The 23,149-nt window shown below is 37.0% G+C and carries 23 protein-coding genes and 1 riboswitch; of the genes, 2 read left to right on the plus strand and 21 right to left on the minus strand.

Annotated elements, in window-relative coordinates:
* Positions 1 to 12: 12 nt before the first annotated feature.
* Entirely contained in the window at positions 13 to 1,119 is a 1,107-nt protein-coding gene (gcvT, locus tag ACOJQI_RS15775) for a glycine cleavage system aminomethyltransferase GcvT (RefSeq protein ID WP_421379556.1), read from the minus strand.
* 205 nt (positions 1,120 to 1,324) lie between these two features.
* A riboswitch (glycine riboswitch) is annotated at positions 1,325 to 1,417 on the minus strand.
* A 171-nt stretch (positions 1,418 to 1,588) separates the two neighbouring features.
* Here gcvT and ACOJQI_RS15780 point away from each other — a divergent pair.
* Together ACOJQI_RS15780 and ACOJQI_RS15785 are read left to right on the plus strand one after the other, a co-directional pair.
* Complete coding sequence (locus ACOJQI_RS15780; protein ID WP_421379559.1) at positions 1,589 to 3,286, plus strand: DEAD/DEAH box helicase; 1,698 nt, start codon at positions 1,589 to 1,591, stop codon at positions 3,284 to 3,286.
* On the plus strand, positions 3,255 to 4,040 hold the full coding sequence (locus ACOJQI_RS15785; protein ID WP_421379561.1) for a YqhG family protein: 786 nt from the start codon (positions 3,255 to 3,257) through the stop codon (positions 4,038 to 4,040). Before ACOJQI_RS15780 ends, ACOJQI_RS15785 begins: the two co-directional genes overlap by 32 nt.
* Positions 4,041 to 4,107: 67 nt before the next feature.
* Here ACOJQI_RS15785 and ACOJQI_RS15790 read toward each other — a convergent pair whose 3' ends face one another.
* The 20 genes from ACOJQI_RS15790 to ACOJQI_RS15885 form a co-directional block, all read right to left on the minus strand.
* Complete coding sequence (locus ACOJQI_RS15790) at positions 4,108 to 4,296, minus strand: YqzE family protein (RefSeq protein WP_421385489.1); 189 nt, start codon at positions 4,294 to 4,296, stop codon at positions 4,108 to 4,110.
* 10 nt (positions 4,297 to 4,306) lie between these two features.
* Positions 4,307 to 4,825 carry a shikimate kinase gene (locus tag ACOJQI_RS15795; RefSeq protein ID WP_421379563.1) on the minus strand — a complete coding sequence of 173 codons (519 nt, stop codon included), beginning with the start codon at positions 4,823 to 4,825 and terminating at the stop codon, positions 4,307 to 4,309.
* Between the two features lie 9 nt (positions 4,826 to 4,834).
* Positions 4,835 to 5,188 (minus strand): competence type IV pilus minor pilin ComGG, encoded by a 354-nt coding sequence (comGG, locus tag ACOJQI_RS15800; RefSeq protein ID WP_421379565.1) that lies wholly within the window; start codon positions 5,186 to 5,188, stop codon positions 4,835 to 4,837.
* Positions 5,178 to 5,594, minus strand: a complete 417-nt coding sequence (comGF, locus tag ACOJQI_RS15805) for a competence type IV pilus minor pilin ComGF (protein ID WP_421379567.1) — start codon at positions 5,592 to 5,594, stop codon at positions 5,178 to 5,180. Before comGF ends, comGG begins: the two co-directional genes overlap by 11 nt.
* The gene (locus ACOJQI_RS15810; protein WP_421379570.1) at positions 5,591 to 5,914 is read right to left on the minus strand and encodes a hypothetical protein; all 324 of its coding nucleotides are present in this window, start codon (positions 5,912 to 5,914) and stop codon (positions 5,591 to 5,593) included. Before ACOJQI_RS15810 ends, comGF begins: the two co-directional genes overlap by 4 nt.
* Positions 5,901 to 6,347: a competence type IV pilus minor pilin ComGD gene (gene comGD, locus ACOJQI_RS15815; RefSeq protein ID WP_421379573.1), complete on the minus strand. Its 447-nt coding sequence runs from the start codon at positions 6,345 to 6,347 to the stop codon at positions 5,901 to 5,903. The genes ACOJQI_RS15810 and comGD overlap by 14 nt, the downstream gene beginning before the upstream one ends.
* Positions 6,337 to 6,609 carry a competence type IV pilus major pilin ComGC gene (comGC, locus tag ACOJQI_RS15820; protein WP_421379576.1) on the minus strand — a complete coding sequence of 91 codons (273 nt, stop codon included), beginning with the start codon at positions 6,607 to 6,609 and terminating at the stop codon, positions 6,337 to 6,339. The genes comGD and comGC overlap by 11 nt, the downstream gene beginning before the upstream one ends.
* A 644-nt stretch (positions 6,610 to 7,253) precedes the next feature.
* Positions 7,254 to 9,980: an ATP-dependent DNA helicase gene (locus ACOJQI_RS15825; protein WP_421379578.1), complete on the minus strand. Its 2,727-nt coding sequence runs from the start codon at positions 9,978 to 9,980 to the stop codon at positions 7,254 to 7,256.
* Between the two features lie 30 nt (positions 9,981 to 10,010).
* Entirely contained in the window at positions 10,011 to 11,759 is a 1,749-nt protein-coding gene (locus ACOJQI_RS15830) for a hypothetical protein (protein WP_421379584.1), read from the minus strand.
* Complete coding sequence (locus ACOJQI_RS15835) at positions 11,752 to 12,180, minus strand: hypothetical protein (protein ID WP_421379586.1); 429 nt, start codon at positions 12,178 to 12,180, stop codon at positions 11,752 to 11,754. Before ACOJQI_RS15835 ends, ACOJQI_RS15830 begins: the two co-directional genes overlap by 8 nt.
* Complete coding sequence (locus tag ACOJQI_RS15840) at positions 12,180 to 13,346, minus strand: hypothetical protein (RefSeq protein ID WP_421379589.1); 1,167 nt, start codon at positions 13,344 to 13,346, stop codon at positions 12,180 to 12,182. Before ACOJQI_RS15840 ends, ACOJQI_RS15835 begins: the two co-directional genes overlap by 1 nt.
* 103 nt (positions 13,347 to 13,449) lie before the next feature.
* Complete coding sequence (locus tag ACOJQI_RS15845) at positions 13,450 to 13,785, minus strand: hypothetical protein (RefSeq protein ID WP_421379591.1); 336 nt, start codon at positions 13,783 to 13,785, stop codon at positions 13,450 to 13,452.
* Positions 13,786 to 14,160: 375 nt separating this feature from the next.
* On the minus strand, positions 14,161 to 14,379 hold the full coding sequence (locus ACOJQI_RS15850) for a hypothetical protein (protein ID WP_421379593.1): 219 nt from the start codon (positions 14,377 to 14,379) through the stop codon (positions 14,161 to 14,163).
* Positions 14,380 to 14,842: 463 nt separating this feature from the next.
* The gene (locus tag ACOJQI_RS15855; protein WP_421379595.1) at positions 14,843 to 16,129 is read right to left on the minus strand and encodes an IS110 family transposase; all 1,287 of its coding nucleotides are present in this window, start codon (positions 16,127 to 16,129) and stop codon (positions 14,843 to 14,845) included.
* Between the two features lie 218 nt (positions 16,130 to 16,347).
* Positions 16,348 to 17,196 (minus strand): MBL fold metallo-hydrolase, encoded by an 849-nt coding sequence (locus tag ACOJQI_RS15860; RefSeq protein WP_421379598.1) that lies wholly within the window; start codon positions 17,194 to 17,196, stop codon positions 16,348 to 16,350.
* 176 nt (positions 17,197 to 17,372) lie between these two features.
* Positions 17,373 to 17,585, minus strand: a complete 213-nt coding sequence (locus ACOJQI_RS15865; protein WP_421379601.1) for a hypothetical protein — start codon at positions 17,583 to 17,585, stop codon at positions 17,373 to 17,375.
* A 198-nt stretch (positions 17,586 to 17,783) separates the two neighbouring features.
* Positions 17,784 to 18,092: a hypothetical protein gene (locus ACOJQI_RS15870; protein WP_421379604.1), complete on the minus strand. Its 309-nt coding sequence runs from the start codon at positions 18,090 to 18,092 to the stop codon at positions 17,784 to 17,786.
* A 175-nt stretch (positions 18,093 to 18,267) separates the two neighbouring features.
* The gene (locus tag ACOJQI_RS15875) at positions 18,268 to 18,513 is read right to left on the minus strand and encodes a DUF3953 domain-containing protein (protein WP_421379607.1); all 246 of its coding nucleotides are present in this window, start codon (positions 18,511 to 18,513) and stop codon (positions 18,268 to 18,270) included.
* A gap of 272 nt (positions 18,514 to 18,785) precedes the next feature.
* Positions 18,786 to 19,442 carry a hypothetical protein gene (locus ACOJQI_RS15880; RefSeq protein WP_421379610.1) on the minus strand — a complete coding sequence of 219 codons (657 nt, stop codon included), beginning with the start codon at positions 19,440 to 19,442 and terminating at the stop codon, positions 18,786 to 18,788.
* A complete protein-coding gene (locus ACOJQI_RS15885; RefSeq protein ID WP_421379613.1) occupies positions 19,439 to 23,011 on the minus strand; it encodes an RHS repeat domain-containing protein in 3,573 nt (1,190 codons plus the stop codon). Before ACOJQI_RS15885 ends, ACOJQI_RS15880 begins: the two co-directional genes overlap by 4 nt.
* Positions 23,012 to 23,149 lie beyond the last annotated feature (138 nt).

Raw genomic sequence — 23,149 nt, forward strand, 5'->3', positions numbered from 1 at the left:
ATCCCCTCCCTGCTACTTCTTTGGTCTTTTATAAAATGGTGTAGGTACAACTTTCGCTTTCAGCTTCTTATTGCGGATCTCAACAAATAGTTCTGTATCCAGGCCGCTGTATTCAGTCTTGATAAGAGCAAGACCGATATTCTTCTTCAAGGTTGGAGACTGTGTTCCAGTCGTTACCTCACCGATTTCTTCATCGTTCAAGAAAACCTTATAGCCATGACGCGGAATTCCGCGTTCAAGCATTTCAATGCCGACAAGCTTTCTTGGTGCACCCTCTGTTTTCTGTTCCTTCAATGTTTCTTTTCCGTAAAAGTCAGCTTCTTTTTCGACTTTCACAGCAAAACCGATTCCTGCTTCAATCGGAGTAATGTCAGCAGACAGCTCCTGACCGTAAAGGGCAAGATTGGCTTCGAAACGAAGAGTATCACGGGCACCCAGGCCGCAAGGAAGGATCCCTTCAGGCTCGCCGGCTTTCAGGATGGCCGTCCAGAGTGCTGAAGCGCTTTCAGCAGGACAATAGATCTCAAATCCGTCTTCCCCTGTGTAGCCTGTTCTTGATACAAGGGCTTTAATGCCGTTTAAATCTACTTCATTTTGAAATTTAAAAAATCCGATATCACTTAAAGTGGTCCCGTTCGCCAGCTTTTGCAGGATCTGTTCTGCAAGTGGCCCTTGAATGGCCAGCTGTGCGTAATCTTCGGATAAATTTTTCAGTTCCACATCTTCATCAACATGATCCTGCAGCCACTGATAGTCTTTCTCTATGTTGGCCGCATTCACAACAAGGAGGTAATGGTTGTCCTCAATTTTATAAACCAGCAGATCATCAACTGTTCCACCGTTTTCATAGCACATGGCTGTATATTGCGCACCGCCGTTTTTGATGCGTGAAATGTCATTTGTCATCATTTTCTGCAGGTAGTCAAGAGACCCGCTTCCTTTGACTTCAACTTCCCCCATATGAGATACATCAAATAAACCAGCTTTGGTACGCACCGCTTCATGCTCTTCTTTAATGCTTGAGAATTGAACTGGCAGCTCCCAGCCCCCGAAATCGATGCATTTTCCGCCATTTTCTTTGTACACTTCGAATAAAGGCGTACGTTTCAGTTGTGCCATTGTTTTTCCCCCTTCGCTGATATCCTCATTCTATGAACCTTCTTTACTAGTCCCGACCGTTAAACAAGAGATGTCATTCAAACACACAAAAAAGGACAGAACAACCCCTTGTTAAGAGATCCTCTGTCCTTTCACCTGAAAGTTTAACCATCTGATGGCTTTCTTCTTGGGTGGCTTCGAAAAACTGAAACACTCTCCAGAGATGCGTCCGGCAAGAGTCTTTTTGCCTGAGAGATTCACAAATAAATTGCTTGCTCCTTCGGCGCTGTTATCCAACAGTCTCTCCCCTTGCTTTCATTCGCCAATATTCATTGAACAAATTGGTCATACTAACAATATAAAGAATTCTGCTCGAAATAGAATGTTCGGTTTTTTACAAATTTCTAAACTTTAAAAATCTACTTACATCCTATCATTTATAACGCATATTCGGCAATCATTTTTATGATAAAAATAAGGAGTTGTTTTCATGGACGTTGAAGTACTATTTGATGACAGCTGGAGTGAAGAACTGGAGTCCCGGATCGAGAAAGACGGCCCATGGTCTGATTGGGATTTATTCAAGCTGGCAGTCGAGGTGGAAGAACATACCGTTATTCCGAACTTTGAAGGGCTGCAAGCACCAAAACATTTGTCAAACCTGACTCCTCTGCCGCATCAGCTTGAAGTCGCAAAACAAGTCGTCGAGTCTATGAACGGCAAAGCCATCCTGGCTGATGAAGTGGGACTTGGAAAAACAATCGAGGCTGGACTCATATTAAAAGAATATATGATTCGGGGGCTTGTAAAGAAGGTATTGATACTAGTTCCTGCCTCCCTTGTTTCCCAATGGGCAATTGAATTGAACTCGAAGTTTTTCATTCCTGCCGTGGCACAGAAGAAGAGTTACGTCTGGGATCAATGCGACATTGTCATCTCTTCAATCGACACAGCAAAAAGAAGCCCTCACAAGGAAAAGGTCTATGAACAAAACTATGATCTTGTCATCATCGATGAAGCCCATAAACTTAAAAATCATAAAACGAAAAATTATGAATTTGTCCAGAATCTGAAAAAGAAGTTCTGTCTGCTGCTCACAGCCACTCCCATCCAAAACCGGGTGGAAGAAATTTTCCATCTCGTGTCGCTCTTAAAACCAGGGCATTTAGGAAATGAAAGCGGGTTTTCCGAAAAGTATAAAAAAGGTTCCCGCTCAGTCGGTAACGATGCCCATCTGAAGGAATTGGTCAATAAAGTGATGATCCGGAACCGCCGGAGCGATACAGGCATAGAGTGGACGAAACGGCATGTAAAAACCGTACTCATCGACTTCACAGAAGAGGAAAGGGCGCTGTATGACAGCTTCTCTATTTTAAAAGGGCCATATGATGAATGGGTATCAAGTTCATTCTCTCTTTTGACGCTTCAAAGAGAGGCTTGCAGCAGCCGGGAAGCAGTCTTTTATACATTGAAGAACATGCTGGAGAGGCAGGAACAGCCTTCAGCTCTTCTTACAAACAATGTAAATGCACTAATGAAGAAGGTTGAGCAGGTTCAATCGAATTCCAAGGCTCAGGAAGCTCTTAAAATCATACAATCGGTCAATGATAAAGTGATCATTTTCACGGAGTACAGAGCGACCCAATTGTACCTTCAGTGGTTCCTCAAACAGAACGGCATCACTTCCGTTCCATTCCGAGGAGGGTTTAAACGCGGAAAAAAAGACTGGATGCGCGAGCTGTTTAAAAACCATGCGCAAGTATTAATTGCCACAGAGGCAGGCGGAGAAGGAATCAACCTGCAATTCTGCCACCACATCATCAACTTCGACCTCCCTTGGAACCCGATGAGGCTGGAGCAAAGAATCGGAAGGGTACACAGGCTCGGACAGACCGAAGATGTTCACATCTACAACTTTGCTACACGCAATACGGTAGAGGAGCACATATTGAAACTTCTCTATGAAAAAATAAATCTGTTTGAAAAGGTTATCGGCCAGCTTGATGATATCCTGACAAAGCTTGATTTCGGAAAGTTTGAAGATCATATTGATGATATTTTCTCCAACTCCCGCTCTGAGGGGGAAATGAAAATCAAGATGGATAACCTGTCAGCCATGATTCAATTTGCGGAGAATATGAAGGAGGAACAAGAAAATGCAGCAAGCCGAAATTCATCAATTTCTTGAGCGGTACTTCACTGCCAATGAATGCGAAATCGTCGAAAACCAACCAGGGTTTATGAATGTCCAGCTGACCATCGATATGGACAAAGAGTTGATGAACAGGCCTTTTTACTGGCATTATTTGGAGAAAACAGGCGGGATTCCTAACCCGATGAGGCTTTGTCTCATTACCAATCAAGAAAAGGCACCTGAAAATCTTAAAGGTGAAGTCCTTCATTTTGGTTCTCCGAGACTTCACCAAATCTTCCGCTCTGCAAGAAAGCTGGCAAGTTATACCCGCCTCTATGAAAACAAAACAGCTGTGCCTGGCAGACAAACTCCATTGCAGCCTTGGCTGGGATTAAATATCAAGGTGTCCTACCAGTGCGACCTGAAAAAGGATTTACTCAAATCCATTGGATTGAATCTAATTAATGGCATGATGATGGAGAATTTCCAACAGGAACTTATGAAGAGAAACTTAACTCCTAAAATACCAGACTTCACATTCACACTCACTCCTATCGTCAAGCCAAGGAGCGGGATTGCAAGGATTCGTTCCCAGATACAAAGAGAGCTGCAGGCCCAGCCAACTGACTGGGCAGCGTCAGCAAGAGCAAGATGGGAAGAAGACCTGAATCTACTTGATCAATTCTATGAAGGACAGGATGAAAAACCTGAATCCTATTATGTCGAAAAGCAAGCTCTTGCTGAACAGTACGAACCTAAAATCAAAGTGGAGATCATCAACGGGGGATTATTCTATCTCAGTTCCTAATCTGAAAACTTGCAGCGGATGGAATAGAAAAAACGGGATGGAGCTGCGTTAGTCTCCATCCCGTTTTTTATTTTCTCTTAAAAAAGAGCATCAGCGCATACGGTATAACACCAAACCAGCGAAATAGAAAGGCGGGCCTTTCAGTTTTCCTGAGTTCTTTGATTGTCCTTCTTTCTTGAGGCGACTTTTCTAAATGCTGGACAACTGTTTGTGTCATATACTTAACATAATCATTTAATGACATAGAATCCACCATCCTTAAAGCTTCACCTATTAGTTTCACCAGGATGGTCCACCTTTAAACAAGCAAGGACTTTTTTAATGGTTTCATCTATTGTCAATTCTGCAGTTTCAATGGCAAGATCGGCTGCCGAGTCATATAAGGGAAGCCTTTCCTCATACAAGGACTTCACCCCGGCCAACCCTTTCTGAGTGACAAGCGGTCTTGTATCATCATTCGAAATTCGCTTGGCCAGCTCTTCAAAGCTGCAGTTTAACCAAATGACCTTCCCTTTTTCTCTCATTAAATCACGATTAACCTTCCTGCCTGCCATCCCTCCTCCAGTCATCACTATACCCTGCTCGCCCTTCAGTTCCTTAAGGGCTTCTGTTTCCATTTCCCTGAACCTTTCTTCTCCATATTTCTCAAAGATTTCTTTAATTTTCAATTCATACTTCTCTTCTATTAACTGGTCGGTATCAAACCAATTCCAGCCCAAATGCTCTGCCAGCTTTTTCCCAATTGTCGTTTTCCCGCATCCCATAAATCCAATCAAGAAAATCATATCAAGCTCCTATTCCCATACCAAAATTTCTTTTGTGTCATTCTTATATTTCACCAAGAGGGGATCAAAGCTATTACCATCTGTCTCAAGTGAAAGAATCATTGTCGTCAGTTGATCCTCCCTGTCCACTTCATATCGTACTACACCCTCCGGATAGGTGAAAGCTCCATTTGTTGATTTTCCTTCTGCAATCAGCTTATTCACAGAATAAAGCATTAAACTTTCCCTGTTATAACCTTCTTCCATTGTATCCAAATAGGAATACCTTGACACGAAAATAGCGGAAGCTGATACAGAAATGAGTAAAATGGCTGCTGCCAGCATCATGGTCAACGGAAGGATATACCCTTTTTCATTGTCCATACGTAAAAAACCTTCCAACCTCAACCTCATCTTCAAAGCTTGCAAGTATTTCAATCCCATTCTCCTCAGTTTTCAATTCCAGGGCATTCAATGGTCCGAGGACAATTTCATGTCCTCTTCTGTCCACTCTCCTTCTTAGATAATCTCCATATTTCTCATACAGTATTTCCTCACCGTTTTTAATGAAAATAACAGATGAATCATTTACCTTTATATCTTTTGCCCCTCTGAATTCCAGCCGGAACTGATGGCTGAACAAGTTCCATTCATACTCTTTGGAGGGGGCAAGTTTATTTTCAACCAAGGCAATTCCTGATATGATTGGCGGCATACAGGAAGCAATCAATAAAAATATACAAAGAGTAAAGACGGCATGAAGAAGAGTATATCCTGCTTGGCTTTTCAATCGATCACAACCTCTTTCAAACAATCGCTCAGTGTTACCCCTTTATAATCAGTGTACTGAACACATATTGTCTTTTTATTGCTTATTACGCTATATATTGTTCCGTTCCTTCTATAGCTGCCTGTTTCAGTCTGTCCAGAGAAAACTTCTTCTTCTAGATGTTCATAGAGAACCCTTGCAGCTGCAAGATTGTTTTCTTTATTTTCAAGAGCAGAAAGTACCTCAAAAAGGAGGGGGATGAACATTCCCATGATAATAAAAATAGTTGAGACTGCAACAAGGGCTTCAGCAGTTCCATATCCTTTCTCACTCCTGAACATAAAATCTTCCTTGTCCGATATGGAAAGAGACTTTAATCAGTTTCCCTCCTGCCACATAGGAAATCGTGCCAAATCTGTCTGTATTACCGTTTGGGTAGAACGTAATGCTGTTTATGGATGAATGAGGGATTTGCGATATGCCATCAGGCAGAGGGCGCACCAGTAAACTCTCCCCGCCTGATACACTTGCTGAATATTTGCTGCCATAAGGAAAAAATTGCAGCACCACCTTTTCTTTCTTGTTGATTGCGTAACTTTGCAGATAATAAAGGTCTGCTTTCAGTAAGGAGATAAAGTTTTTTTTAGTGAGAGACTCTTGGAGAGGGAGAATGCTAAAGGAAGTGAAAAACAGAAGAATGATGGTGATAGCCAAAACAAGGAGCATTTCTATGATCGAGTGGCCCTTTTTATTTTTTATAAGCTTAATCCACAATAGTGACGGCTCCCTCACTATCGATAGCGAGTGCTCTTCCATCTGGACACTGCTGGTACTCTTTGTTTAAATATCCGGCGTCCGCTAACGCCTGTAAATCGGCAGGAAGTTGTTTTTGATCCATTCTATAGGCCTCGACCTGCCCTTCCACCATATTCCGAAATGCCTTACATCCTTTACTGTTTATGGATGTCCCCTGCTTCGTTACATTTGGTATAGTAATGAACAGCAATACTGAAATCACAAGCAAAACAATCATCATTTCAATAAAGAGTATGAAGAACCTTTAATTCGACACTTTATTTTTCCAGTTACTGATCATAATAAAAACCTTCCTAATCGGAAGGTTTTTGTATTATCCATAATACTTTGGCTTATTTTAAAAATATCTTAGAAGCAATAATAATGATTTAATTCCACCTTCAGCTACACATAATGATAATTATGTCATGTATTGATGATGAAGTATTTCTCATTCAGCTTTTTCACATTAAATAATACTTTACTTCATGCCGCCCCAAGGTGAGAGTTGTAATATTGTATTTACACGCTATGTGCGAAAGTCCGGAAAATCAAGGTTTTACTAAATTCTTACTGTAACATCTTTAACAAAAATTTATCGCTTTTCACTGGATTGCGTTAGCAAAATGTTAGCAATTTAAAGCCAATATCTGTTCCCATTGTTCACACACTCCATATGTACCGAGAAGACAGAATGCATGTCTTTCGAACTATCCCGTTTTCGGAAACATATCCATAGGCTTTTCACACTATGGGTATGCATGAACAGACACATTACTTAGTATAGTTAAACTGCCACATAACAACATTTATTATTTGAAATAGAATATCAAAACTCATTCTACATAGTAAAACTCGACAGAGCGAATTAGTTTTCCAAAGTCATCATTCGATGCCATTCTTCAACAACTGTATATCTTTATTGTTGTTTTTTGGTTTTATGTTACTCAACACCTTTTGCTCGACCTCAGGTGTCCAATAGATTTTAAGCCTATTTCTTGCACGGGTAATTGCCGTGTAGAAGATATTATGTGTTATAAGTTCGTCAACCTCATCTGTTATGACAATTTTAACAGAGTTGTACTCCAAGCCTTGTGCCTTGTGGATGGAAACGGCATATGCAACTTGGAATGGTACTACCGATTTTGAAGAGCCTTCATCATCTTCATCTGTGCTTTTAAGTTTGTTGACACAAAAACGTATTACGGAGTTACCGCCAGCTAAATTGTCCAATAACTCAAAATCCTGACCGAAGGCATCTACGCCGTTGATTACCATACCTAGTTCGATATCAAACTGTATGCGCTCGGTGGGCTTTTCACTATCAAGAATTTCTATTCCTACTATCCGCCCCTTCATATTGTTGTAAATCAGGGGCGCAAAGCGGTCGGATTCATTAAATAATATTGGATCGTTGACCTTATACTGCTGAACTCCCCACAACACTGGAACGCTCGGATTGCTCTCTTGTAAAAAACGATTAATGTTATTGATTCCGTACAACCCGTCATAATTAAGACATAGAATTATTTCGTCTGCTTCAGCAGAGGCAAAAATTGAAACATCCAACGTGTTGGAATAGTCTTGCCGTGTAATAAGTTCCAGAATGGTATCGTCCATTTTACGTACTCTGTCCCATAGTGTGAGTAAACCCTCGTTTTTGCTCCGATAAGGATTCGTCAACTCAAACACCGAGTTTTCAGGAACAAACGCACGAGCCACACTAAACCAGTTACCAAATCGGATAGAAGATATTTGATATGAATCCCCTACCAAAACCAACAACTTATATGTAGCTTTGGTAAGAATACCTTTCATATCACGATTGTTCACCGTACTGCACTCGTCTATTATAAGCAAGTCATAGTCTGTAATGATGCTCTGTTTTTTTACAAATTTTGCAACAGTTGAAAATGTGCAGTTGGAAGCTTTCACCCGTCTTTTCAAATTATCCACAGCAGGGTTGGTCTGTGCTAAAAACAGCTTTTTCTTATCGGCAAAGAAATGTGCAATGTGATTTATGAGTGTAGACTTCCCCGTTCCGGCTGATCCGTACATTAGAGCCACCTTTGAGTTTTCAAACATCTGAGTTAAAGCCTTTTTTTTCTCTTCGCAGTCAACACCGTGGTTAGGTTCACACAACCATGCCTTAACCGAATTTGAATAGTTATCGACTCCGCTTTTTGCTAGATCCTCAAGTTCGCTAATAATGAACCGTGTATCGTTTTTATAACCATTAATGAAGATTTGACCAGATTCAATCACTAATTTACCGTTTTCAAGGTGACCGTGCCATAGATTAGAGTTGTAGGTTCTTACGAGTGCTGGTATATCATTAAATCCAACAATATCCTTAATAGGCGTAAAAAGTTGTCCTTTGATTTCGGTGTTATTCCTAACCAGACGTGCAAGTATTTCATGCTTCCGTTCATCGGCATTAATGCAAGCGAACAAATCGACCAGTCTGGGGTTATGTCCTATCGGCGAGGAATTAAAGGGCATACTATCGAACGGGATACAACCGTTTTTCATATAAAGCCTGGACAAATTATTGTTTGCAAGGCTTTGGTACTGGTTCTTAATAATTCTGTTATTCATATGGTAAAGTAAATAACGTAGCAGATTTTTGCCCGCGCCATTTGTATTCATTATCGTGCGACAATGCTCTAAATCATTGAAGAACACAACCGCCTTGGATCGTTGTGTCGCTTGCTGCTTAATTTTTTGAAAGTCTACATCAGGAAAATCAACGAGTTCTGTTAGATTAAATCCCGTTGATGTTAAAAATAGGGAGATTCCCTGTTGTTCAGCATATCCTGTTTTAACGGTTGTCCCTCTAATCAAACTTGTGAAATTTTTGAACTCACAATCTCGAATTGCGACTTCCCAACCTACAATTACAGTGATAGGCATAGTCTTGCCGAGGATTTCAATGCTGTCGTGGGCAAAAGCTAACTTGACTGCGTAGTTGTCGGTTATTTCCAAACTTGTAAAGGCAATAATCCGGTTAAACTTGCTGGCATAATCATTTGCTGGTGTAAATGTTACCTCATAGTAAACCCGTTGACCGACAAAGAAGGGTTTCACCTTTTGGATATAGTACTTCTCAGATTTTCCAACGTTTTGCATATTATAGCCTTTTATCTTAGCGGCAATATTCTCATAGTACTCCTGTAGGTTTGAATCCACGTTCAGCGGAAAATTTTCAAGATTTCTAAGAACATCAAAGGAAAATCTATCATTCATAAGGTTTTTGATTTTCAAAAGGTACTCGTAATATTTTAGCATTAACCGCTCGGAGTTTTCCTCGTCAAGCGTATAGTGTGATGCTACGATTTGCAAGTAATCATGAAACCGCCACAACACTTTTAAATTGCCCCTTACTTTAACAAAGTCAATTGCATTTCCGATATTGACATAGCTGTTTTCTATATCTTTACCGTTGGCGTAGAACTTTAGCATTATATGCTCAACAAAGTTACGCAATTGGGATAGAATGTCCTGTGAAACTACACCTCTTGGCGAAGTACCAAGATTATCTATGTGTCGGCAAATAACTTTGTCTATATTAAAAATTTGTGCGTCTATTCGTAAAGTTGTTTTATTAGACATTTTGCACCTCCAGTAAAGTTACTACCGTTATTATCTTATATCTGAAACCTCATGAAAGAATGGATTAAAACCTGTTTTAGTATTATCCACAAGATTTTCACTGTGATTAGGTACAATGGATAAGTCTTCATAATCTTCATCATCAAATATAAATATTTGTAAATCTTTCTCATCCATACTTTTATAGAATTTCTGCAAAATTGCTCCAATTGCTTTTCTATTACCTGAATCAAAAGGTTTAGATATATGGTCTATTACTAATATTGGTATCAAGGGATATTTATTTTCTTTTATTAACATATCTAAAAAACCTAGATAACCACAAAATTGAATTAATGTATGTCTTGCCATACTGCCAACATAGTAATTTTCAAGTTGGCTATTAGAATCTGAACTCATTACTTTAGGTTGTAGTAAGTTCCCTTTTTTATAATACTGAATGTAGAATCCTTCTAAATCATCATCATTCCTAATTATATCTGAAACATCTGTAGCAGATTTATACAAGTCAGTTATATAATCAGATAAGTTTTTGATTTTTGTATCATCATCATTATTTTGTAATTTTTTAATTTCTTCTTTTAATTTTCTGGACTGCGCTTGTAAAGATTTGAGCTCTTCAGTATCATATATCACGTCAATATTTAGATACTCTTCAACAAGCGCAATCGAACGTGACTTTTCTGAAATATCAAAAGAAGAAAAACGTGCTTCATTAGCAAAAATTTCGTTTTTTACTTCTTCTCTTTGTTTCTTTAGATCGTTAATTGAATGGTTTGTTATAACATATTTATTAAATGAAATACGTTTATCTAAATCGTTTACCATCTTGATAATTGGATCAATCAAGTAGTTGTAATTGCTATTTTTTGATAATAGAAGAGATAAACTATCAATTAGCTTCTTTCTATTAACATTTTCAATTTCGAAATTTTTATTATCTTCAATTGTATTTTCGTATATTTTAATTTGTTCATTTATATTATTATAGATTGACTCTAGTTCAGATATGGTCTTAGATTTTTTGTTTCGTTTATTTGGTTCCTCAAAGGACTTAATTTCATTTATTTCACTTAATATCAAGTCTTTATTTTTCCCATTATAAAGTATTGATATATTTAACTTTTTTAAATTGGAATTAATATGGTTTTTTATAAAATCATATCTTTGAATAGAACTCTGAAGTTTGCTTACTTTTTTTTGAAGTTCATCTAATTGTTTTTTAAAAATGAAAATTTTTTCTAAATTATTATTAAAAACATAATTTAAAATTGAGGGTAACTTCGTTGAATACTTTATATCTTTACTTTTGGTAAAGAAATCATTTAGATTTCCAAGTGATTTTTCACCTAAAAAATTAAAAATTGTAAAAGTTCGATAGGTCAAGTTTTCCTCGGTAAACTCTCTAATACGACTCAATGCTGCCAAATCAATAGTAAATATGGAATTTAATTTATCTTTGTATTCGGATAGATTAATTGGTTCTCCCCATCCTTCATCTTTATATCTAAAATAGTTTATATCTTTATCAAGTGTTCTTTTAAGTAAGTATGTGATACTATTATATTCAAATTCCATAATCGCATAATTTAAGGTATCCTTAAACCAAACTTTCTTCTTAATATTTTGTGAGTCCCCAAATATGTAGTCAATGAAGCTATAAAATTCTGTTTTACCAGAACTGTTTTTACCCTTGAAATAATTAACACCCTTATTAAACTTATATTCATACATATTTTCGTTATTATCCACCATACTTAATTTATTTATCTTAAACACTTCGGACCACCTCCTTCAAAAATTGCTTATCAGAGTATTTCTTGCTTTCTTTTATTGCATTATTTATAAAAGAATTGTCTACTATGACAATTTCACTTGTTTCTATATAAATCAGTTCCCCTAAAACCTCAGATATTTTTTTATTTTCTATTAATAAATGAATAGCACCAATAATGTATTGTATATTCTCGCAGTAATCGTCAAATAGACCATTTAACTGAGATAAGCACTTAAGAACTAAATCATTTTTATTCGAAGCATTATAAATACTTGAATTCATATATTTATTCTTTTTTATGATATAAGAAAATGTAATAACCTTATTAACACTTAAATTCTTGTGCTTTTTTAAAATGTCTAAAGCTATATCACAGTAAGTGCTAAGCAAAATAATTTCCATTTCATAAATGTTTTTATTCACTAGTCATCCTCCCATGATATTTTATTATCGTCTTCTACGTCATCTTTAGTTAAATAGATACATGACCCATATCTTGTTTGATTCTTTGGAGCATAATAATTTTGCATTGCTTTCGTTTTAAGTAATCTTTTTATTGGAGAATCTTTTCCATCAATTTCCAACTCTTCTTTAACACTACAGAAGTTTTCATATGTTGTACCTTCAATGTTTTCAACAAGATTTAACTTGTTATTTTCTAAATGACGATATTTTATACTCTCATAATATTGTTGATAAATTAAATGTTCTTCAATTCTCTTCTCAGAAAGATTACATTTTACTAACTGTAAATATTCGCGGGACTGTAATATAGATTGATCGGATAGATTTACTCTTCTTGCTTTTTTAAAAGATATGTAATCTGGTTCATAATGGTTATCCTTAATTCGCTCAGTAATATCCTCAACTTTCCCCATCATTTCCGTGTACGTACATACATAAGCATTTCCTTTATCAACAGCTGAAATTATATCACCAGTAACATCTCTAATTAGTTCTTTTATTCTTAAAGTATAAGTTAGTTCACTAACTCCCTTTCTATTAAAATGAAGTGCAAAACCATCCAATATTTTGTTATCAAGATTTTCTTCTGAAACAAACATATAATTCTCTTTTATTTTTTCATACGCTTTTTTAAATCCTTCGGGATTCTCCTTATATACTAATTTCACTTTACTTATTAAAGCATTCGACTTTTTTGATGAGTCTATTACTAATTTATATAAGTCTTCATAAGAAGAATCAAATAAATCTCCTTTGTTGCCATATTTATCATCCGTGTAAAGTACATACTTTGTAATATCTGTTTTTTTTGATTCAAGTAATAACCAATTGAAAAGTAACTTGTTTTTAGTATTTGTACTAATTTTAGTTCTTTTTACTTGAATTGCAAAATATCCATTTGTATTTTTATATAAGCTGCTAAAAGATTCAGAGTTTTTGTCTATGAATTTGTCTAAACTCGAATTTGTATTATTAAAAACCACATCTTCTAAGGTTTCAAATTCTATTTGTCCACTTTCATCCATTTTAGACATGTAATAAATAAAAACCCTTATTTGATACGCAAAACCACTCAGACTTTTAATTCCACTATCATCATTAATTAGGTCTTGACTATTATCCACTTCATTTCCCCCCTTCTTTAGTGCTAATTTATCAACACGAAAATTCAACTTAGAACTGTATCAAGTTCATATAATCATTGTTATATGAACAAATTAAAACATGTTAATAATAGTTAACCTTGTATTCCCAACGAAAGTGTTCAGCCAGTTTTCTTTCGCTTTTATAGATTAATTGGTTTACTCTTGAAGGTGTCACCTCAATAATCTCTGCGAGTTCCCTAAGTTTTAGAGGAGTTCCGTTTACCCCGTAAACAGAATCCAATACTAATTGTTCTCTTACAGATAACAGATGTTTATGTTTCAGATAAACATTTATAAATTTCTTGTACTCTTCTGATTCTTTGTTATGTAGTATTTTATAATATCTTTTCGATGATCCTCCCTTTTCAGAATTTCTCATATAAATAAAATAAATCACATCTTCTTTGGTAATCTCCAACTTAGCAACACTCCTCCGTAACTCAAACCTGATAATACATACTTCGACATTCTGTTTAAAAATACCTACACGACATGTAAAAAAGTGGATAATACATTCCCTGATTACCCACTTGTGACCGTAAATTAAAATGAAACAGTTTCTGCTCATTAATATGACACGCCTTATTGGAAAATATCTTTCCATATTATATTGAAATGCAGCAACTATAAAAACAGACAGCTGTAAAACACATTCCTATTTTAAAGTAAATAACAAAGAGGCCAAATACACAGTTTATTGAATAAAATCATGTATATTTGACCTCTTCGCTATATTTGTGTTATTAAATTAACGCCCCCTTTACTGGAAGACTTGAATGGTATTCAGTCTAATTTATCTTCCAAATATTTCAGGTACTGACACACCCATATCAAACAATACACTCATTATAAAAAAGATGAAGAACAAAATAAGACAAATGGTTACAACAATGCTTCCGAATGTTCCAACCTTATAATCTTTAACATCTGTTTTTTGTTCTCGCTTCTTCTTTCTATACAAGCTTTGGACTTTTTGGAGCTTTTGATTTTTATTTTGTTTGTCAGGGGGCATTTGCATCACTCCTGTTCCCAGAATGGTAATTATCTAATTATGATATTCGATTAACCTCCCTCTATAAAGAGATAGCTCTTGTTCTCTCCCTTATTCTCAATATTTCTAGGAGATTTAATTAACTAAGACATTTGAAGTATGGATAGATGTTGAAAGTAAGGGGAATTTTGGGCATAAAGAGAAAAAGGAAGCTAGCCTACCCAGCCACTTCAATCCAAAAAGTGGTTAACTAGTAAAAGTATGGTCGCACTGGTGGATCTCCACATTTCTCATGGAGGTTAACCCTCCCAATTCTCACAGAGTCTATGCTCTAAAATTCCTTCGTACAACCTTTCCATGAGGTGGATGTCAGTCATGCTGCCCTACAGGGTCTGTGCCCGTACTTTAATGGTTTTACTGACTAATCCGTGCTTCAAATGTCTATGGTAATAACCTCTAAGAAAATATTAAAAATGAGTAAAACTTAAGCTGCATCCTTTAATGGAGCTAGATGGGGAATGTCTTTCAACATTCTTTCTTCACTAAATTCACATTGCTTTGTTCCAATCGTAAATAAGATTCGGATAAGCTTGTTACATATGGCAATCATGGACTGCATCTTTTTCAATGGGTTACTCTGTCGAGTAGTAAAATAATGATGTAAAGCTTTAAAGGCGGCATTCTTGGCGACTAACGGCATTGCTACTCGGAAGAGGAGAGCCCTGAGTGCTTTCCTGCCTCGTTTCGTGATTTTGGTTAGTCCCTTATGCTTTCCAGAAGTATTCTCCTTCAGGCTAAGTCCCGCCAATTTGATGATCTGGCGAGGATGAGAATAGTTTCTTAGGTCTCCTACTTCCGCATAGAACCCAGCCACTGTTTCCTTACCGATTCCCGTGATCGCTAACATTTGTGGAACACCAGGGATCTGTTCAAGAAGTTCTTCAGTATCAGAATCTAATTCTTCGAACCTCTCGACTACCAACTCATACTTTTCCAGTAAAGTGCGGAGCTCTAATTTAGCCATCTTTGAGCCTTCGCGAATGCCAATTGAGTCTTTGGCAGCTCGTTTCAGCTCTTGAATTTTACGGAGTCCAACCGCACGTTTTACAGCCTTTCTAAGGTGAGTCAGAATGTCTTGATCCGATAAAAGTTCCAACTCATGTGGTAATACATTCAACTTCAATAATTGTAGTGCTGCTTTCCCTTCCCAGTCCTTAAAAACGGTGAGAAATTCAGGGAAGTAACGATCTAGCCAGTTGTGAATTTGCCCTTGAAGCATCTGTAAATCAACAGACAAAAGGTCGCGTATTTTTCTGGCCACACGAAGTTCTGCATAAACTCCTTGCGGAATTTGTGGTTCAGCGTACCTTCCGTCTTTGACTAACTGGGCAATCACTTTGGCATCTTTAACGTCATTTTTAGTTGGTGAATTGTCATCCAACTCTTTGGACTTCTTTACATGCATGGGATTCACCACCACAAACTTAATCTCTTTCTCCTTAAGATAGTGAGCTAAGTTTAGCCAGTAATGTCCTGTTGGTTCCATGCCTATAATTAACTTGTCCATCTTATTTTGGTCCATCAGCTGCTTAATCCAGCTTAAGAACAGATCGAAGTGAGCGTGTGAATTTTCAAAATGACAAGGGGTTCCAAACTCCATTCCCCTGAAATCTTGAGCACGCGCGACATGATTGAATTTTGCAATGTCTACACCTATAATTAGTGTTTGAGAAGTAATTTGAGCAATCTTTTCATTTTGGTTATAATTCATGTTGAAGGCCTCCTGGTAGATATGATTTTGTCCTTTTTGCTGGCCAGCACAGGACACTCATATCATACCAAGAGGTTCTTTTTGTGTTCAAACCCCATTTTTCTTTATAACAGGAATGCTGCCCGTTAGCCGAAGATGCTAACTCTTGATGGTGTAGTTGTAGGGAGGCGGCTGCTTTTTCGGCAAACGCCCCCGTTAGCACAACAAAGAATGTACGACTACTCTACATCAACCAATAAAGTATCGTAGGCAATTTCAATATTCAAGCCCTCTAACTTTAGTCTATCTTCTAAAGCCTTTAAATCATCGAAACTAAAGCCATTTATGTGGGTAAGCAAAGTTTTTTTCGGATTGAGTTTTTTTATAATTTCAATTGTCTCAGAGAAAGTACATTCTTCTTTTAAGATTGGATGATTTACTTCAACAAATCTCTCTCTAGTAGAAGGGTGATATTCTAATACACCAATCGGTAAAATTGCGAGGTCTAGCCCATCAAATCTATTATCAGGGTCCCAGTTATTCAATTCGTCAGGAATAATCAAGATTTTGTTATCTGTATCCTGTATCAAAAAGCCATAAGCATAATCTTCAGCTAATCTAAAAGGTGTTACTTCTACATTATTAAAGTTCACAGAATTTCCATCTGCTACAATATGAATTTTTATGTACTCCCTATCGTTTAAGAATTCAAGATGCTCTCCAGTTCCTAGAAAACGTTTAATATCAATTCCTACTTGTTCAGGGAGGAATACATCGGTTCTCGTATTCTTTGATGGGTGATTAACATAATTTGCGTTTAACTGTTCTAATACTCTTCTCCCCATTACGTGGTCTGGATGCCAATGCGAGTAAAATAGTCCGTTTATTTCTGTAATTTGGGAACGATTTATTTGCATATTTATATCTTCTGAGGTATCAAATAAAAGATTAGGTCCGTGTAAAAATAAGCTAGGGCAAGAACGACTGTATGGAACACCCTTTTCTCTTGCTTGGTGGCAAACCTCACATTTACACAAAGGTCGTGGGACAGCCATTGGACCAGCAGTTCCTAAAAATTCAATTTTCACTTTAATTTCCTCCATTGCTCTTTTTCTATATTTTTCTTCAACTAACCTGCCCTTTAGCCGAAGATACCGACGCTTACTGAGGTAACTGAAGGGAGGCAGCTGCTTGGTCGCAATCCCCCACGTTCCTGTATGTATTTCATTTCCTGAAGGTCTTAAATTCAAGTAAACATCCCGAATTAAAATGTAGTGTAGCATTTTCCGCAAAGTTGTCCGTTTGATTGACGATGGTTTTTAGTGCCGCATTTTGGACAGACTACCAATCTTGATTTTTGGTTAAGACCTTTATAGTTCATAAAGAAATTAAGGAGTGCTTTATTTGCTAACAATACTGTAAATACAATTGCTGAGCCAGTAGCTAGTAAAATTCCAAGAAGAATAACTAATTTCATATTAATCCCCCTAATTCTTTTATAACCAAAAGCTATTAATAATTAATACGGACATAGATATAAACAAGTTTCATCTTTCTTGCTTATTACTAACATTCCTGCACCGTTAGGCGATATTCTGTTAAACTGCCTCTTTACCTGAACAAAGGGAGGCGGCTGTTTGTTCAGCCAACGCTACCTTTCTTGAAAAAAGAATTATTAGTACTCATCATAATATTTCTTCGGATTAGAAATATTATTTGCAACAAAAAACTCTGCCTGGCTCTTAAACATTTCTATATAGGACTCTTTATCCATAGCAATCTCTTTTAACTCCTCAACGTTACCTTCAACACTAACTGTATCTAAGTTTAAATCTACCAGAACAGTCATATAAATTTTATCATTGTATGAGACTGTTCCCGTCACTTGTTTTTTTGCCAAATCGACAACAGGAAAATTGTGATTTACACCTGTTGTTTTGAATAAAGTGTATCCGACATTTGGTTTAATGTTATTTTTCTTCACTTTAAATACCCACCTGATTATTTAATTTGTTCACGCTGAAACTTTAGCCAATGCACTTCATTTTCACTCAACGACCATATTTTCCTTCTTCTGTTAACCTGCCCCTTTAATTGAACGAAAGGCGGCTGCTTGTTCAGCAAACGCCCCCTTTACTTTAACAAAGACACTTTCTTGACTACATATATATGAAGAGGTCTTTGATAACAGCTAAAGATATAATAATAGCTGCAACAATGTAAAAATACCCACTTTTAACTTTCTTGTTCTTGAATTCTTCAACTCCCATTAGTGAAACCATCAACAATAAAACTAAAAGTATTATGAAATAGGGTATCTGGATATTGTCGATAAAAAAGTTAATAAACCCCAGACAAATTCCAATTACAGCAAGAATATATCTGGTTTTTTCTAAAGTCTTCACATTTCTCCCTCCTTATTCTAGAATAACCCTTGGTTATTAGACGGTGACCCAATCATATAAGTTTCGGTTGTTCCATTAAACTGCTCCGTTAGCTGAATAAGCCTCTGTTTATATAGCCCTAAAAAGTTAGTTATTCTTGGTTATAATGAAAAGCAACAATCTTTACGAAAAGAGCCATTTATTAATAAGCTTTTTAAGTATTGTGTTATGTAATTAAATAAGATGAAACCTTGAAATGCACTAAGGCAATTCAAGGTTTATATAATACATTATTATTTACATTTAAGGTTCCTCACTGGTATATGGCTAACCTTCAATTCTATAATCTGTGATTCTAAAATAGTTAACAGTTCAGTTTGATTTTGTGCTTTTTCTTCTAATGTAGTTAACCATTTCTTTAGACCTCCTAAACGATTTAGTACATGTTCTGGCCATTGACTCATGTTATTTTCAGCGAATTCTAATCCTTTATCTATCTTTTGTTTATCTCCACACCATGCACTTAACAAAACAATATCTTCAAAAATATACTGGTGAAAATATCCTCCTGTATTTTTTTTGTAGTACTTTTCATAAGCATTAAGTACGGTTGTTAAGTGTAAATCACCCTCTAAAGGTATTATTGCTTGATTAATAATATCCATAGCTGAACCAAAATGTTTACTTTGATGCCCTGCAACTGTGATAGGGGAAGCTTCGTAATTTAATCCCAAGCTAACTACCGGAAATGATTGTAATAGGTTATGAACATGAAAAGTTGGTAAATAATTCTCATTATCTGACTTTACCTCAAGTAGTACGCCCACAAGCAAGGGACCCACTCTATTTAGCAAATGCATTGGTTTATAGACTCCAAGAGAAGGTATTGTTTGTTGCCAATCTGATGTAATTTGTCTTTTGTCAGCAATCCTAATTTTACTTCTTGTCACGGATTAACCTCCTTTATTTTTCTAATATTCAGTGGCCCATGTCTTAATATTTTATTTGTCTGCCTTTTTCCTAATCCTTTACCAGGTCTGATCGTAAATTTATAATCATAAACATCTCCTGAATTTATGTCATAAACATCTAGGCGTGCACTCCCTTTTGTTCCATAAGGTACTTGTCGATTATTCAACCAACTAGTTTCCGTTTTCAGCCCTCTATCACCATACATTCTTTGATATCTATCCAACAATTTTTTTGAATAGATATGCTTTTGAGTTCCAGCTACTCTTCCTTTTCCACCAACTTTTCTTTCGGCTCTCGATGCAATTTCCTTCACCAATTCACTATTTGTTCTAATCTTAGATCCTTGCTGTTGCTTTGATACTGTGGATTTACTTCTTATTTGAACATTCTTCTTGGACCTTGTTTTTTTCAGAGATGTGGCTGCAAACTTCTTGACCTTCTTTGCTTTCTTGCCATGCTTGGCAGCTGTAACGCCTGCTTTCACTGCCCATTTCGCTTGACCAGCTCCAGGGACAAAATTGCTGGCAATAGAAGCAGCTGCACCTGCTTTGTGATACCATTTTGATTTTGGGCTTCTCAAAGTCCTAATATCGTTTCCAATATAAGCATTATATCCTTTTTTACCATACTTCTTAGTGGCTTTCCATCCTTTCTGCAGCCACTTAGGAGCATGACCATCAGGATCGATGTTATTTACAGGATCTGCATCTGCATACAGATAGCGGTTTAATGATGAAGGATCTTCTTCTGTCCCTTCGTATTCATCCGGAACAATAAATCTTCCTGTTGACGGATCATAATCTCTCCAACCCATCAAGTATAGATTTGTATCGCTATCGTACATGACTCCATATTTACCGACATAACGATAAACGTTTGTCTGGGCGATAGTCAAATCTCCTGTAATGGAGATAACATTACCCCATTCATCGTAATCATAAGTTGCTTTAACATTACCAGCTGCATCCGTAAGAGCGACTACATCGCCTCTGGCATTGAACTGGTAGTAATAAACGACATCGTTATAACTGAAGCTCAATAGGTTTCCATCTGCATCTCGATAATACTTAATCCTCTGTTCCTGCGTTGGACCAGCAATCGTCTCTAAAAATAATCCTCCATTAGTATCCAAATGATAATGATAGTGAGTATTTTTAGATCCATCATTAACGTTCTTAGCAATCCTGTTTCCATCGGTATCATACTCATATAGAACCTCTGGTTGTTTTACACCATTAACAGTTTTAATGACTTTCATTAGCTGATCATCACTGTTGTACTGGTAGTTTGTAACGGTTACATTAGAGCCTTCCTTGGCAGAAACTTTGGAAAGGGTGCCACTGGAATTATGCTCGTAATCAATAGTGCGAATGAGGCTTCCGGTTGTCTCATTGTAGACTTTCTTCTGGCGTATACGATTTTCGGAGCCATAAGAATAGGTCTCCATTACTTTACTGGTAGTGAGATTTTCTACTTTAATTAAATTAGAGTTTGCATCATAGCTGTATTTCAATTTCTTCCCGTTAGCTTCAACTGTCTCAAGTTGCCCTGAAGGTGTGTAAGTATATTTCTTTTTACTAGTTCCCTTATCTAGCAGTTCAACAACTTGTTCCGCATCAGAGTGGTTATAGGCCAAATCTAGAATGATTGATTGATTGTTTCGATTCACAGCTTTTAGCGTCTTCAGCTTAGAACCGCCGTTATAGGTTAGGGAGGTTTCGACCCCTGGTCCAATTATTTTAGAAAGCGAATCATCCACCAAATACTCATAGGAGAAGGTATCGAAGTTTGGTGTTAAAACCTTCTTCATACGATCATTATCATCATATGTGACAACAGTGTCTCCCAGAGCACTATGAAGTACCTCTTCATTTTTATGATCGTTTATCACATTAGTTGTTTTGGTCCCTGTATGGCTGATTTCTTCGAGAATTAAACGATTGTTTGCATCATATTGAGATTGTGTTTCGCTATTAAAATAGCCATCTCCATCCGGGTCCACTGCAACAGGAACCGGATTGGTTTCGTCATAAACCCACGTTTTAAGGACATTACCGTTCATATCATGATAGAAACGACTCTCTGTTTTCTTCCCATCGGAATTAATGCCTGTTTCCATCACCAATTGTCCCAATTCATCATAAATATAAGATATTTCCTTGGAAGGCGTAGTTACGGAATCTTTTGTTTCGCTAATAGTCTTTTTAGTGACCTGACCAATAGCATCATAACCATATATAATTGTCTGTAAAGATACTGTACCGCTAATTGGATCCGTAACCTCTACTGTTTCCTCTTTGATTTGTCCTTCTTCATTATAGGCCCAATTCGTAGCCGTTCCAGTGGCATCCACTAGCTTGGTTTTGTCCCCAGCAGCATTATACGTATAGGACGTCTTTTTCCCTTCTGTATCAATAACTTCTTTTAATAAGTTATTTGCTTCATATACATATGTGGTAAATCCAAGCTTATCTAATGCGAGGGCTTCATTACCTAATCCATCATATAGAGTCCATGTTTCAACCGCTGGAGTAGATGAGTCTTTACTGTATATAGCATTATTGTTTTTATCGTACTGATATTCTGTCCAATCGCCAGTTCCGGTAATTGTTTTAACTATATTACCCACAGCATCATACTTGGTTCTTTCAACCAGGGTATTTTTATCTTTAGTAGAATCGGAGTAACTAGTTAAACGATTTAACTCATCATAATTATAAAAGGTTGTGCCTTTAGAATAGAGAGTCGATGTTGCCTTATCCCAGGCAAGGTTCTCTTCGGTTTCCTTATTGTTGTTGTTATCATAAGTAAACCTTAATTCATTTTTCATTGGGTCAATGCTTCTGGCCAATCTCCCGACCGAGTCATAATAAAAACGATTCAACTCTCCGTTGGCATTGCCATCTTTTTCAGCAACTTTTTGCCCCAGTTCGTTAAATTCGTCAATCTCAGTAATTGTCAGAACTTCTGGTGCTGAAGGAACTTGAGATACATAATCCACTCTTGTTACCTGTGGATTTCGTTTTAAAACCTGGTTGTTGAACTCGTCATATTCATATTCCACCACATGACCTAAAGCGTTCGTTTCTTTCTTAAGATTGCCGTTAAAATCGTATTCAAAACTTGTGATTTTTCCACGGCGATCAACCTGCTTTGTAACCTGGTGGTCGGCATTGTATTCAAAGGATGCAATTTGCCCCAGCTCATTGGTTTCTTTGACCTTATCACCAGCAAGGTTGTATTCATAAACCATCTTGTTTCCGTAAGGATCATATGACTCAATAAGGTATAATCCATCAGGACTATACTTATTCTTCGTAATATATCCACTTTCTTCTACGCGTACATCATCTACCAGAATGGCTCCTGTGCCTGAGGACACATTAACACTTACATAAGCGGCATTTGCCGGAATGTCAGAGGCGACATGCTGTAGAACCCAGTTTGTTGAAGTTGACCCTGTGCTGTTCTTAGTTGTTAAGGCAGCCTTAGATGAATCGTAGAACTTCAGGGATACTACAGCATTGGACCCTTTTGTCCAAACCAATGCACGAACTGGGAGATTCCCTTTCTTAATCGGAATAAAATCAGAGTCAATACTTCCAGTTAAAGATAAGCTTCGCGTCCCGCTTTTTTTGTCTGATGTTTGGAAGGTTACAGTACCACCTACTCGCCAGTCCGAAAC

The sequence above is a fragment of the Bacillus salacetis genome (assembly GCF_049177075.1).
Taxonomy (GTDB): domain Bacteria; phylum Bacillota; class Bacilli; order Bacillales; family Bacillaceae_B; genus Rossellomorea; species Rossellomorea salacetis_A.

Coding starts and splice junctions, on each gene's coding strand:
- gcvT (WP_421379556.1), bottom strand. CDS start 1,119: ATGGCACAACTGAAACGTACGCCTTTATTCGAAGTGTACAAAGAAAAT.
- comGG (WP_421379565.1), bottom strand. CDS start 5,188: ATGGACAATGAAAAAGGGTATATCCTTCCGTTGACCATGATGCTGGCA.
- ACOJQI_RS15790 (WP_421385489.1), bottom strand. CDS start 4,296: ATGGTGGATTCTATGTCATTAAATGATTATGTTAAGTATATGACACAA.
- ACOJQI_RS15785 (WP_421379561.1), top strand. CDS start 3,255: ATGCAGCAAGCCGAAATTCATCAATTTCTTGAGCGGTACTTCACTGCC.
- ACOJQI_RS15810 (WP_421379570.1), bottom strand. CDS start 5,914: ATGTTCAGGAGTGAGAAAGGATATGGAACTGCTGAAGCCCTTGTTGCA.
- ACOJQI_RS15855 (WP_421379595.1), bottom strand. CDS start 16,129: ATGAATTATAACCAAAATGAAAAGATTGCTCAAATTACTTCTCAAACA.
- ACOJQI_RS15865 (WP_421379601.1), bottom strand. CDS start 17,585: ATGAAATTAGTTATTCTTCTTGGAATTTTACTAGCTACTGGCTCAGCA.
- comGC (WP_421379576.1), bottom strand. CDS start 6,609: ATGATGATTGTTTTGCTTGTGATTTCAGTATTGCTGTTCATTACTATA.
- ACOJQI_RS15795 (WP_421379563.1), bottom strand. CDS start 4,825: ATGATTTTCTTGATTGGATTTATGGGATGCGGGAAAACGACAATTGGG.
- ACOJQI_RS15825 (WP_421379578.1), bottom strand. CDS start 9,980: ATGTCTAATAAAACAACTTTACGAATAGACGCACAAATTTTTAATATA.
- ACOJQI_RS15850 (WP_421379593.1), bottom strand. CDS start 14,379: ATGCCCCCTGACAAACAAAATAAAAATCAAAAGCTCCAAAAAGTCCAA.
- ACOJQI_RS15780 (WP_421379559.1), top strand. CDS start 1,589: ATGGACGTTGAAGTACTATTTGATGACAGCTGGAGTGAAGAACTGGAG.